The 542-nt window shown below is 61.6% G+C and carries 1 protein-coding gene; it reads right to left on the reverse strand.

Annotation, left to right across the window (positions count from 1 at the left end):
• Positions 1 to 542 (reverse strand): AMP-binding protein (locus AC3G2T_RS38825; protein WP_488438834.1); only part of this gene is annotated, 542 nt, incomplete at both ends.

Raw genomic sequence — 542 nt, forward strand, 5'->3', positions numbered from 1 at the left:
TGCATCGTCGTCACGCCGCTGCGCTCGATCGTTTCCAAAATCCGCTCGGGGCTCTTCTCGCCCCCGACGGACAGCAAGCACATGCTGGAGCCGACCATCGCCCACCAGAACAGCTCCCACACCGACACGTCGAACGTGAACGCCGTTTTTTGCAAAATGACGTCGCTCTCGCCGATCGGATACCGCTCGTGCATCCACAAAATCCGGTTGATGACCGAATGGTGCTCGATCATAACGCCCTTCGGCTTGCCCGTCGAACCCGACGTGTAGATCACATAAGCGACATCGCGTGGTCCGGCGAGCGGCTCCAGAGGCGATCCGTCGTGCGTGTACGCGCCGCTGTCGTTCAGATCGATCAGCCCGGCCGCTTCCGCAGCGATGGCCGGCAGACGATCGAGCACATGCCGCTGGCTGAGCAGCACCTGTGCGCCGGAATCTTCGAGGATGTAGCGAATCCGCTCCTCGGGATACTCGGGGTCGATCGGCACGTAGGCGCCTCCGGCTTTCAGAATCGCGTAGATGCCGACGATCATCTCCATCGA

This window comes from Paenibacillus sp. sgz302191 (assembly GCF_057749925.1).